Source organism: Ideonella azotifigens (assembly GCF_006519715.1).
GTDB lineage: Bacteria > Pseudomonadota > Gammaproteobacteria > Burkholderiales > Burkholderiaceae_C > Ideonella > Ideonella azotifigens.
This window is the reverse complement of record NZ_VIDT01000119.1, coordinates 1-11,291: the sequence shown is the minus strand read 5'-3', so window position 1 is coordinate 11,291 and position 11,291 is coordinate 1. Positions and strand designations below refer to the sequence as shown.

12 protein-coding genes and 1 pseudogene are annotated in these 11,291 nt (G+C 67.1%); 5 read left to right on the top strand and 8 right to left on the bottom strand.

Going from position 1 to position 11,291, the window contains the following annotated elements; genetic code table 11:
* Window positions 1-310 (top strand): annotated as a pseudogene (locus tag FKP22_RS31925) (DUF4124 domain-containing protein); the annotation flags it as partial.
* 34 nt (window positions 311-344) lie between these two features.
* Here the strand turns inward: FKP22_RS31925 and FKP22_RS10210 are convergent.
* Together FKP22_RS10210 and FKP22_RS10205 are read right to left on the bottom strand one after the other, a co-directional pair.
* Window positions 345-674: an RnfH family protein gene (locus FKP22_RS10210; RefSeq protein ID WP_211361363.1), complete on the bottom strand. Its 330-nt coding sequence runs from the start codon at window positions 672-674 to the stop codon at window positions 345-347.
* A complete protein-coding gene (locus FKP22_RS10205; protein WP_141287388.1) occupies window positions 661-1,113 on the bottom strand; it encodes a type II toxin-antitoxin system RatA family toxin in 453 nt (150 codons plus the stop codon). Before FKP22_RS10205 ends, FKP22_RS10210 begins: the two co-directional genes overlap by 14 nt.
* A gap of 65 nt (window positions 1,114-1,178) precedes the next feature.
* Here FKP22_RS10205 and smpB point away from each other — a divergent pair, with 65 nt between their 5' ends.
* Entirely contained in the window at window positions 1,179-1,658 is a 480-nt protein-coding gene (gene smpB, locus FKP22_RS10200) for an SsrA-binding protein SmpB (protein ID WP_141287387.1), read from the top strand.
* 114 nt (window positions 1,659-1,772) lie between these two features.
* On the opposite strand, the gene FKP22_RS10195 is transcribed toward smpB, so the two are convergent.
* Window positions 1,773-3,038: a choice-of-anchor tandem repeat GloVer-containing protein gene (locus FKP22_RS10195; protein WP_141287386.1), complete on the bottom strand. Its 1,266-nt coding sequence runs from the start codon at window positions 3,036-3,038 to the stop codon at window positions 1,773-1,775.
* Between the two features lie 249 nt (window positions 3,039-3,287).
* Between FKP22_RS10195 and pip the strand changes: the two genes are divergently transcribed.
* Complete coding sequence (gene pip, locus FKP22_RS10190; protein WP_141287385.1) at window positions 3,288-4,274, top strand: prolyl aminopeptidase; 987 nt, start codon at window positions 3,288-3,290, stop codon at window positions 4,272-4,274.
* Here pip and FKP22_RS10185 read toward each other — a convergent pair.
* From FKP22_RS10185 to FKP22_RS10165, 5 genes are all read right to left on the bottom strand, one after another.
* Entirely contained in the window at window positions 4,271-5,542 is a 1,272-nt protein-coding gene (locus FKP22_RS10185) for a PLP-dependent transferase (RefSeq protein ID WP_141287384.1), read from the bottom strand. The genes pip and FKP22_RS10185 overlap by 4 nt on opposite strands.
* Window positions 5,543-5,559: 17 nt before the next feature.
* Window positions 5,560-6,972, bottom strand: a complete 1,413-nt coding sequence (gene rimO, locus FKP22_RS10180) for a 30S ribosomal protein S12 methylthiotransferase RimO (protein WP_141287383.1) — start codon at window positions 6,970-6,972, stop codon at window positions 5,560-5,562.
* Between the two features lie 79 nt (window positions 6,973-7,051).
* Window positions 7,052-7,651 carry a polyhydroxyalkanoate synthesis repressor PhaR gene (gene phaR, locus FKP22_RS10175; RefSeq protein ID WP_141287382.1) on the bottom strand — a complete coding sequence of 200 codons (600 nt, stop codon included), beginning with the start codon at window positions 7,649-7,651 and terminating at the stop codon, window positions 7,052-7,054.
* A gap of 273 nt (window positions 7,652-7,924) precedes the next feature.
* On the bottom strand, window positions 7,925-8,440 hold the full coding sequence (locus FKP22_RS10170; RefSeq protein ID WP_231011139.1) for a MerR family transcriptional regulator: 516 nt from the start codon (window positions 8,438-8,440) through the stop codon (window positions 7,925-7,927).
* On the bottom strand, window positions 8,440-8,736 hold the full coding sequence (locus FKP22_RS10165) for an SCP2 sterol-binding domain-containing protein (protein ID WP_141287381.1): 297 nt from the start codon (window positions 8,734-8,736) through the stop codon (window positions 8,440-8,442). Before FKP22_RS10165 ends, FKP22_RS10170 begins: the two co-directional genes overlap by 1 nt.
* A 255-nt stretch (window positions 8,737-8,991) precedes the next feature.
* Between FKP22_RS10165 and FKP22_RS10160 the strand changes: the two genes are divergently transcribed.
* Together FKP22_RS10160 and FKP22_RS10155 are read left to right on the top strand one after the other, a co-directional pair.
* A complete protein-coding gene (locus FKP22_RS10160) occupies window positions 8,992-9,921 on the top strand; it encodes an SDR family oxidoreductase (RefSeq protein ID WP_141287380.1) in 930 nt (309 codons plus the stop codon).
* Window positions 9,921-11,291: acyl-CoA carboxylase subunit beta (locus FKP22_RS10155; RefSeq protein WP_141287379.1), on the top strand; the 1,371-nt coding region annotated here is incomplete at its 3' end. The genes FKP22_RS10160 and FKP22_RS10155, both read left to right, overlap by 1 nt.

The window sequence follows — 11,291 nt, the reverse complement described above, 5'->3', positions numbered from 1 at the left end:
CACCGACGCATTGATCCCCGCGCCCGGCGCCTCCGCCCCGTCGACCGACCGCGAACTGGAAGCCCGCAAGCGCAAGCTGTTGGCCGACCAGGCAGCCCAGAAGCAGGCCAAGGAATCGGCGGACAAGGAGCGCACCGCATCGGTCAAGGCTGAAAACTGCCGCCGCGCGCGCAACCAGCTGAAGACGCTGGAAAGCGGCGTGCGCATTTCGCGGCCCAATGAACAAGGCGAGCGCGAGGTGCTGGACGACCAGGGCCGCGAGCAGGAAACCCAGCGCGCCCGCGACTTGGTCAACTCCAACTGCAACTGAGCGACTGGGGGGCTTGCCGCTCCGTGCCAGCCACTCAAGCCCGGCGCGGTTTGGTGCCTGTTTGCCGGCGATAGCGCTGGCGGCGCGCTTCTTTCGGGTCGACCTGCAAGGGCCGGTAGACCTCCACCCGGTCCGCCTCGCGCAGCACAGCGCTCAGCGGCTGCTGCCTGGCCCAGATGCCCACGCTGAACTGCTCGTCCAGGTGCAGCCCATGGCGGGCCACGATGCCGCTGGCATGCAGCGCGTCGGCCACCGTAGAGCCCTGCGGCAAACTCAGCTGAACGTGGTCCACGCTGCGCGGGCCGTTGCCGTAAACCACCTCGACATGCAGCAGTGCCGCAGGGCCTACCTCAGCGCTTGCCATAGACCTGCTCGGCGCGGCTGACAAAGGCGTCGACAAAGGTGTTGGCCACGCGGTCGAACACGGGGCTCAGCACCAGTTCCAAGGGCCGGCTGGAAAACGCATAACGCAGGTCGAACTCGATCTTGCAGGCCTGCTCCGCTGCACCCGGCTTGCCCAGCGGCAGGAACTGCCACAGGCCGTCCAGCGTCGAGAATGGCCCGTCCACCAGTTCCATGCGGACCTCGCGGTCCGGCACGTTGGTGTTGCGGGTGGTGAAGGCGTGGCGCAGCCCGGCATAGGCCAGGTGCAGCTTGGCGGTCATGCTGTGCGCGTCCTGCGAGAGGATTTCAGCGCGATCGCACCACGGCAGGAACTGCGGATAGGCAGCCACATCGGTCACCAGCCGGAACATCTCGGCTGGCGAGTACCAGAGCAGGACGGACTTCTTGACGTGCTTCATACAATGCAGGGCATTCTAGGCGGCCCTGCCTTTCCTTTGGCTTCGCCGCCCTCACCTTCCACCTCATGTCCACCACCTCTGCCTACATTGCCGAAAACCGCCGCGCGCGCTTCGAATACCACATCGACGAACAGTTCGAAGCCGGCGTGGTGCTCGAAGGCTGGGAGGTCAAGGCCATCCGCGCTGGGCAGGTGCAGCTGACGGACGGCTACGTGCTGATCCGCGGCGGCGAGCTGTTCATGATCGGCTGCCGCATCAATGCCCTGGGCAGCGCGTCCACCCACGTCAATCCCGAGGCCGACCGGACCAAGAAGCTGCTGCTGCACAAGGAGCAGATCAAGCGCCTGGTCGGCAAGGTCGAGCAGCGCGGCTTCACGCTGGTGCCGCTGAACCTGCACTACAAGGGCGGCCGCGTGAAGGCCGAGATCGCGCTGGCCAAGGGCAAGGCCCAGCACGACAAGCGCGAGACCGAAAAGAAGCGGGACTGGGAGAGAGAAAAGGGCCAGCTGATGCGACACAAAGTCTCATCCAATCCGAAGGATTGAGCGCAAAGCGCTGGCTGGGCCTTTCGATAAAAAGGCCAGCTGATGCGACACAAGGTCTCATCTCCCAGCAAGGACTGACCGGCCCGGCGACCAAGCGCGGGCCGGCCTCGGCGCTCAGGGCGTCAGCGTGACCTTGTACAGCGTGCCGTTGCTGTACTTGCTGCCGCCGCCGGCCGTCATGCCGTAGAGGTTGCCATCGGCTGCCAGCGTGGTGCCGCCCCACGGGAAGCGCCCGTCCTGCTTGCCGCCTTCACCGAAGTTATGCAGGATCTGGAAAGTGTTGTTCTTCGGCTTGATGGCATACAGCGCGCCGCGCTTGTTGTGGCCGCCCCAGCGGGTCGTGCCGAACAACACGCCGTCTTCGCGGCGCGCCAGCCTGGTGGTCGGGCCATACGGGTGCACGCCGTGGTGGATGAACGAGGACAGCGTGGTGATCGTGCCGTCCGTGCCGCGCTTGAAGACCGCACCGTCGCCAAATTCGCCGCCGTATTCAGACACGCCGTAGAGGTTGCCCTCGGCATCCTCAATCAGCGCAGCAGATGACAGCGCCGGGTCCTGTTCACCGCCGCTGTGCATGTGGTTCACGGTCTGGAAGCCGCCGTCGGCCGGGTTCAGGCGGAAGATCACGCCGACGTTGCTGTCGCCACCGCTGCGCGTCGTGCCGTAAAGCCAGCCGTCCTTGCTCAGCATCATGGGCGCCAAGGGATGCGCGCCATCGTCGCTGCCACCGGTGAAGTTGTGCAGCACCTGATAGCCGCTGCCGTCGGTGCGCAGCTTGAAGATCATGCCGTTGTCGCTGCTGCCGTCATTGGCGGAGGTGCCATACAGCCAGCCATCCGGCCCGGCCGTGAGGAAGGTGTAGCTGACGATCGCAAAGGGCTGCAGCGGCGAGAACGAATACAGCGTCTTTACCTCGTGGGTCTTCTTGTCGAAGCGGTAGACCGTGCCGTAGTTGTTCGCACCACCGAGCTGGGTCGTGCCATACAGCGCGCCGTCTGCGCCTTCCACCGGCGTGGAGCCGGGCTGGCCGCCCATGGTCTCGTTGCCCGGGAATCCGGCCAGCATCTTGACGATGCCCTTGTCATTGAGCCTGAACATCGCACCATGCAGGTAGTCGCCGGTGCCGCCAATCGTCACGCCATACCAGGCGCCGTCGCTGCCGCGGACCAGTTCGGTGCGGCCGTCCTGGCCATCGTCCAGCTTGAAGGCGTACAGCTGGCTCATGGTCGCCGGGATCGGCGTGGTGGCGATGGCCACCTTCGCTGCGCCACCCGCAGCTTGCGCCGCCTGCATCGGCAGGCCCAGCAGCATGGAGGCGGACAGGGCCAGTGCGGCAAACTGCCAGCCGCGGGCGCGTGAAGAGATGAAACGAGATGCCATGGTGAAGATTCGGCCTCCTGTGCCGTAAATCGCTGAGGTCTGGAACTGCGCGCCGAGGTTCGGCGCTTCATGAAGGCGTGCCTTTTGGGTTGCCCTCGCTCGTGCCTGCGACTTTGCAATATTGGGACCTGTTGTACGACAACCTGCACTTCATTTGTGGGGGTATCTTCAAAATAACTCCAAGGTGCAAACACCAATGGCAGGCCCCGGCCGCCGCGAGGGCGCAGTGGCTTGCCGGACAATGCGACGATGCGCACCGCCCTCACCTCTCTGGACCAAGTCCTCTATCCGCCCATCGAGCCCAACCGCACGGGCCGGCTCGCCGTGGACGAACTGCACACGCTGCACTGGGAAAGCTGCGGCAACCCGGCCGGCATCCCTGTCATCTTCATCCACGGCGGGCCGGGGGCCGGCACGTCGCCCAAGAGCCGCCGCTTCTTCGACCCGGCGAAGTACCACATCGTGCTGCTGGACCAGCGCGGCGCCGGCCAGTCCACCCCGCTGGGCGAATGCCGCGAGAACACCACGCCGCTGCTGATCTCGGACCTGGAACGGCTGCGCGAACTGCTGGGCATCGAGCGCTGGCTGGTGTTTGGCGGCTCATGGGGCTCGACGCTGTCGCTGGCCTATGCGCAGGCCCATCCCGAGCGCTGCCTGGGCCTGGTGCTGCGCGGCATCTGGCTGGTCAGCGACGAGGAGATCGACTGGTGGCTCTACGGCATGCGCCAGTTCTTTCCCAAGGAATGGGAAGCCTTTGCGCAGCAGGTGCCTGAAGGCGAGCGCAGCGACCTGCTCGCCGCCTACCACCGTCGCCTCGCCAATGACGATCCTGCCGTGCACACGCCCGCGGCGCGCGCCTGGAGCCGCTACGAAGGCTCCTGCCTGCAACTGATCCCCGATCCGGTGACGGTCGATTCATTCGGCGAAGATGCCATCGCGCTGGGCGTGGGCCGGCTGGAAGCGCACTACTTCCACCACCGCGCCTTCCTGCAGCCCGGCCAGTTGCTGGCCGGCGTGACCAAGATCGCCCACCTGCCCTGCGTGATCGTGCACGGCCGCTACGACGTGATCTGCCCGGTGCGCTATGCGTTTGCACTGGCAGACGCCTGGCCCAGCGCCAAGCTGGTCGTCGTGCCGGACGCCGGGCATTCTTCCTACGAGCCCGGCATCGCCGCCGAGCTGGTCAAGGCCACCGACGCCTTCACGCTGGCAGACGACGGCGGCTTCGTCGCCTAGCCTGCGGTCGCGGTGAGCGCAGGATCTGCAGCAGGCGCCGCAGTTTCGGCCAGCCTTGCCAGGCCTTGCGCCAGGTCGGCAATCAGGTCATCGGTCGCTTCGAGGCCGATGCACAGGCGCACCAGCGTGCCCTGGTAAGGCGTGGCCAGCTTGCGCATGCCCTTGGCCTGGTACGGCACCGCCAGGCTGACCGGGCCACCCCAGCTCCAGCCAATGTGGAAGTAGCGCAGCCCGTCGACAAATGCATCGACCTGGGCTGGCGTGTACTGTGCGTTGATCTCCAGCGTCAGCAGGCCGGCCGCGGCCTTGCAGTGCGAGGCCCAGTGCGCATGACCCGGCGAGCCGGGCAACGCCGGGTGCAGCACCCGTGCCACCTGCGGCTGGGCCTGCGCCCATTCGGCGATGCGGCGGGCCGAAGCGTCTTGCGCGGCATAACGCAGCGGCAGGTTCGGCAAGGCGCGCAGCACCAGCTCCACGTCGTTCATGCCCACGCCGATGCCAAGGCGGCTGTGGGTCCACGTCAGCTTGTCGTTGAGCGCGTCGTCGCGGCAGGCGATGGAACCCATCAGCACGTCGCCGCCGCCGGAAGGGTACTTGGTCAGCGCGTGGATGGTCACATCCACGCCCAGGCCTTCGCCCAGGTCGAAAGCATTGAAGGCAATGCCGGCACCCCAGGTGTTGTCCAGCGCAATGACGGCCTGCGGCGCCTTCTCGCGCACCGTGCGCACAAGGGCGCGCAGGTCCGGGAACTCCAGCGTCACCGAGCCGGCCGCTTCCAGCCAGACCAGCTTGACCTCGCGGTCCAGCTGCGCGGCCAGCGAGGCCGGCTGCATCGGGTCGTACAGGCGCTGGCTGATGCCCCAGCGCGCCAGTTCGTTGCGCGCGAAGTCCTTGCTCGGGTTGTACACGTTGTCCGGCAGCAGCATCGCATCGCCCTGCTGCAGCAGCGCCATGTCGACGATGGTCAGCGCCGACAGCCCGCTGGGCGCCAGGATCACGTGCTTCGCGCCCTCCAGGCTGGCCAGGCGCGATTCCAGCGTGAAGCTGGTCGGCGTACCGTGCAGCCCGTAGGTGTAGCCGCTCTTGTCGGCCCAGGTGCGCTCGCGCAGTGCAGCCACCGTCGGGAAATAGACGGTCGAGCCCTTGAAGACCGGGACCGCAGGGGATTCAAAATCCGCCGGAGGCTTGTACGGGTGATGGATCAGTTCGGTGGCCAGCGTGTCGTTGCGCTGGGGCGTGGGGGTGCTGCCTTCGGAGGTGTCGCTCATTCTTTTGAGGCCGGCGTTCAGATCGGCTCGCCGACCAGGTCGTGGCCTTCGGCGGCCACGATGCGGGCGCGGGCGAATTCGCCCATGCGCAGCTGGGTCGAAGCCTTGGCCGGCGGCAGCAGCCGCACCGTGCCGTCGATCTCCGGCGCATCCGCATAGGTACGCGCCACGCCACCGCGGCGGCCCATGGCTGGCGCGCTGTCGACCAGCACCTGCATCGTCGAGCCAATGCGACGGCGCAGCCGGTTGATCGACACCTCTTCGGCCACCGCCATGAAGCGCGCGCGGCGCTCTTCGCGCAACTCGTCAGGCAAGGCGCCCGGCAGCTCGTTCGCGGCAGCGCCGGTCACAGGGCTGTAGGCGAAACAACCGGCGCGGTCGATCTGCGCCTCGCGCACGAAGTCCAGCAGGTACTGGAACTCCTCTTCCGTCTCGCCAGGGAAACCTGCGATGAAGGTCGAGCGCACGACGATTTCCGGGCACAGCTCGCGCCAGCGCTGGATGCGCTCCAGGTTGCGCTCGCCGCTGGCCGGGCGCTTCATGCGCTTGAGCACGTCCGGGTGCGCGTGCTGCAGCGGCACGTCCAGGTAAGGCAGCACCAGGCCTTCGGCCATCAGCGGCACCACCTCGTCAACGTGCGGATACGGGTAGACATAGTGCAGCCGCACCCATGCGCCGTGTTGCTTGGCAATCTCGCCCAGCTTGGCCACCAGGTCCAGCATGCGGGTCTTGACCGGCTGGCCGTCCCAGAAGCCGGTGCGGTACTTCACGTCCACGCCATAGGCCGAAGTGTCCTGGCTGACGACCAGCAGTTCCTTCACGCCGCCTTCGAACAAGGCCTTGGCTTCCTTCAGCACATCGCCCACCGGCCGCGACACCAGGTCGCCGCGCATGCTGGGGATGATGCAGAAGGTGCAGCGGTGGTTGCAGCCTTCGCTGATCTTCAGGTAGGCGTAGTGCCGCGGCGTCAGCTTGATGCCGGCGCCCGGGATGCCGCCGGGAATCAGGTCCAGGAACGGGTCGTGCGGCTTGGGCACGTGCGTGTGCACCGCGTCCATCACCTCCTGCGTCGCATGCGGCCCGGTCACGGCCAGCACCTTGGGGTGGATCTCCCGCACCAGGTTGCCGCCGCCGTCGCCCTGCTTGGCGCCCAGGCAGCCGGTGACGATCACCTTGCCGTTGGCAGTCAGCGCCTCGCCAATCGCGTCCAGGCTTTCCTTCACCGCGTCATCGATGAAGCCGCAGGTGTTGACGATCACCAGGTCCGCGCCCTGGTAGGTCTTGCTGGTGCGGTAGCCCTCCGCAGAGAGCTGGGTCAGGATCAGTTCGGAATCGGTCAAGGCCTTGGGACATCCAAGGCTGACAAACGCAACGGTAGGCGGCTGCTGGCTGGTGACGGGCACCGGCGGGCTGGCGAGGTCTTGGCTCATGGACCCGATTGTCGCAAACCCCACCACCCAGCGCCCGGCGGCCGGCCCAAGCCCGGTGGCCTTTCAGCTCATTTGTGGCTCACTTGGGCGTTTTGGAGCCCACCGGCGGCACCGGAAACACCGGGAACAGCCCCCCGGCCTGCTTTTGCATCTGCTCCTGCATCTGCACGAAGAGGTTCTTGGACTGTTCCAGGTAGTTGCCCATCAGGCCCTGCATCATCGGTGCCTGGCCGCTCATGAACTGGGTCCACATCTCGGGCGTGAACGCTGCGGGATCGTAGAGGCCGCGGGCCTGGTCGCCCAGGCGGCTCTGCATGTCGACGAAGGTCTGCAGGTTCTTCTCGAGGTACGAGCCCATCATGCCCTGCATGGCATGGCCGTAGAAGCGGATGATCTGGGCCAGCATGCGGGCGCTGAACATCGGCATGCCGCCGGCTTCTTCCTCTAGGATGATCTGCAGCAGGATGCTGCGGGTCAGGTCTTCGCCGGTCTTGGCGTCGCGCACCTCGAATTCCGCCCCCTCCAGCACCATCACCTTCACATCGGCCAGCGTGATGTAGCTGCTGGTGCGCGTGTCGTAGAGGCGGCGGTTCGGGTACTTCTTCAGGATGCGGGGCGCACTGGCCGACTCAGCGGCAGGCTCGGCACTGCCGGGTGCATCCGGGCGGGGTTCGGTCATCAGCAAAAGCTCCCTTCGCGGCCCTGGCGGGCCCGCACGAAAACACGGAATGCAAAAAACCGGGGGAGCTCGGTCAAGCCTGCGCTGCCAGCGCCGACGCCTGAGGCCTCACGGCACGTTCAACCATGCAGCACAAGCAAGCTGCATGCGCTGCTGTGTTCGATTCTAGGGTGCGCGCCCTGACGTGCCGCCGGGATTTGCCCTTGTCCTGCCGCGCCAGTTGCGCGGCCGCCGGAGCCAGAAGCTACCGGCGGCCGCGGCGACTCGGCGTTTTCAGTCGAGCGCGTTCAGGCCGTTTCGCACCGCATCGTTGATGACGTGCAGTTCGGCCAGCGTCGCGTCGATGTGCGCGCGCTTCTGCGACAGGTCGGCAATCGCCTGGCTGGTGCGGTCGAACACATACTGCATCTGCTGGCGCCGGCCTTCGCCTTGTGTGCCATACAGGTCCAGGTAATGCTTGATTTCGGCCAGCGACGAGCCGATGGCCTTGGCGCGCAGGATCAGCGCGAGCCGCGCGCGGTCGCGCCGGGTGTAGACCCGCGTGCCATTGACGCGGCGCGGGCTCAGCAGGCCCTTGTCCTCGTAGAAGCGGATGGCGCGCAGCGAGATGCCGAAGGCCTTGCACAGCTCGGTGATGCCAAAGAGCTCGGCGGTGTCGTCGTCATGGTGGGCGGCCACCGCGTCTTCGGCCGACAGGCCTTGCATCGCGGCGTCTGAGGGCACGAGGTTGAGGACGGGGGAGGCAGACAAGCTGTTGGCCACACTGGTGGCGAAGTCGGTCGCTGCCATCACAGCACCCGCTGCAGTTTGAGGGCCACGCTCATGTCGCCCGAGACCTTGAAGCGCCCGGTCATGAAGCCGGTGGTCGGCTCCAGGCGGCCTGCAATCAGGTCGTCCAGTGTCGACAGGTTGAGTGCCACCGTGCAGGCGGCGTCGCGGTTGTGGTTGTCCACCGTGTTGGGTTCGGCGCTGCCATCGATCAGCACGACGCCTTCGTCGCCGCAGTCGAATTTCAATGTGGTGTTCAAGCCGCTTTGCGTGCCAACCTTCTCGCGCAAAGATGCGGTCGCGGAAGCCAGATCCATGGTTGTCTCCTGTGCTGTTGTATCGCGGGTGTGTTCGCTTTGTTATGTCATCTGGGCGACGAGCACCCGGGCCGCATCGTAGGCCTGCGCAACTGGCGCAACATCAGCGTATTTCCCTATCAGAAATACAGTTGACGTTAACGTCACCCTGTCGCCAAATCCGGCGAAGAAGCAGCGCTGTGTTCACCGCAGCCGCCGCTCACGCCAGAGGCCCCGGCCATGACCGGGTGCACGGCGCCACACAGGAGACAAGACATGACGGCCCATTCCGCGCCGCGCCCTGCCCTGGGCGTTCCCGCAAGCGCCTACGACAGCGTGTTCCGCCCCGGCCTGCTGGCCGGCCAGCGCATCTGGGTCACCGGCGGTGGCTCCGGCATTGGCCGCTGCGTCGCCCATGAACTGGCTGCGCTTGGCGCCGAACTCATCCTCAGTGGCCGCAGCGAAGACAAGCTGCGCCGCGTGGCCGGCGAGATCGCCGAGGACGGCGGCCAGTGCAGCTGGCGCGCCTTCGACATCCGCGACGGAGCCGCCGTCAAGGCGCAGGTGGCCGAGCAATGCGCCAGCGGTCCGGTGCACGGGCTGGTCAACAACGCCGGCGGCCAGTTCCCGGCGCCAATGATGGCCATCAGCCAGCGCGGCTTCGACGCGGTGGTGGCCAACAACCTCACCGGCGGCTTCCTGATGATGCGCGAGCTGTACCTGCAGAGCATGCAGGCCCACGGCGGCGCCATCGTCAACATGACGGCCGACTTCCGCAACGGCATGCCCGGCATGGCCCACTCCGGCGCCGCGCGTGCCGGCATGAGCAACCTGACGATGAGCGCGGCCTACGAATGGGCGCCGGCCGGCGTGCGCGTCAACGCGGTGGCGCCCGGCTGGGTGGCCTCCAGCGGCATGGACACCTATGGCGGCGCGATGAAGGCCATCATCCCGCAGCTGAAGCAGCATGTGCCCATGGGCCGGCTGGCCTGGGAGGCCGAGGTCAGCGCGGCCATCGTCTTCCTGCTCTCGCCGGCCGCGGGTTTCATCACCGGCGTGACGCTGCAGATCGACGGCGGCGCCTCGCTGGGCAGCGCCATCTTCCCGATCCAGGAGGCCTCGCGCTCCACCGCCTGGAACGGCTTTCACCGCGCCAGCGTGCCGCAGGTGTTGCAGCAGGATGGGCAAGACGGGGAGGCGCGCTGATGCCCGCGCTTGTCTCGCAGCTGGACCTGCAAGCGCCCGCCTTCCAGGCCAATGTGGCGCGCATGGCCGAGCGCCTGGCGGAAGTGCGGCAACTCGAAGCGCTGGTGGTGGCCGAGTCAGCCGGTAAAGCGGCGCAGTTCGAGAAACGCGGCCAGTTGCTGCCGCGTGAACGCGTGGCCAGGCTGCTGGACCGCGGCAGCAGCTTCCTCGAACTGTCTGCGCTCGCCGGGCTGGGCATGCATGACGACGATGGCAAGCGTGCCGTGCTCGGTGGCGGCAGCATCGTCGGCATTGGCCAGGTGGCCGGCAAGCGGGTGCTGATCTCCGCCAGCGACTCCGCGCTCAAAGGCGGCACCGTCTCGCCGATGGGCCTGAAGAAGGCGCTGCGCGCGCAGGAGATTGCGCGGGAAAACAAGCTGCCGCTGATCTACCTGGTCGAGTCCGGCGGTGCCAACCTGATGTACCAGAGCGAGATGTTCGTCGAGGGTGGCCGCAGCTTCGCGAACCAGGCGCGGCTCTCGGCCGCCGGCATTCCGCAGGTCGCCGTGGTGCACGGCTCGTCCACCGCCGGCGGCGCCTACCTGCCGGGGCTGTCGGACTACGTGGTGCTGGTGCGTGGCAAGAGCCGCATCTTCCTGGCCGGCCCGCCGCTGGTGAAAGCGGCCATCGGCGAAGACGTGACCGACGAGGAGCTGGGTGGCAGCGAGACGCACGCCAGTGTCACCGGACTGGGCGAATACGTGGCCGAGAACGACGCCGACGCGATCGCGGTCACTCGCGAGCTGCTGGACAAGCTGGCGTGGGACGAAACGCCCGCTCGCGCCGCCGCGCCAGCGCCGCTGTACGAGCCCGAGGAGCTGATGGGCCTGGTGCCGGCCGACGACAAGACACCTTACGACGTGCGCGAAGTCATTGCCCGGCTGGTCGACGGTTCGGACTTCCTCGAATTCAAGGCGGCCTACGCCAGCGAAACCTTGTGCGGCCACGCGCGCATAGCCGGCCACCGCGTCGGCATCCTGGGCAACAACGGCCCGATCCAGCCGGCCGGCTCGACCAAGGCCGCGCAGTTCATCCAGCTCTGCGACCAGAGCGGCACGCCGCTGGTCTTCCTGCAGAACACCACCGGCTACATGGTGGGCCGCGAAGCCGAACATGCCGGCGCGATCAAGCACGGCAGCAAGATGATCCAGGCGGTGGCGAATGCGCACGTGCCCAAGTTCACCATCGTGCTGGGCGGCTCGTTTGGCGCCGGCAACTACGGCATGTGCGGCCGCGGCTTCGACCCGCGCTTCATCTTCAGCTGGCCCAGCGCCCGCACGGCCGTGATGGGCGGCGCGCAGGCCGCGCAGGTGATGGAGATCGTCAGCGCC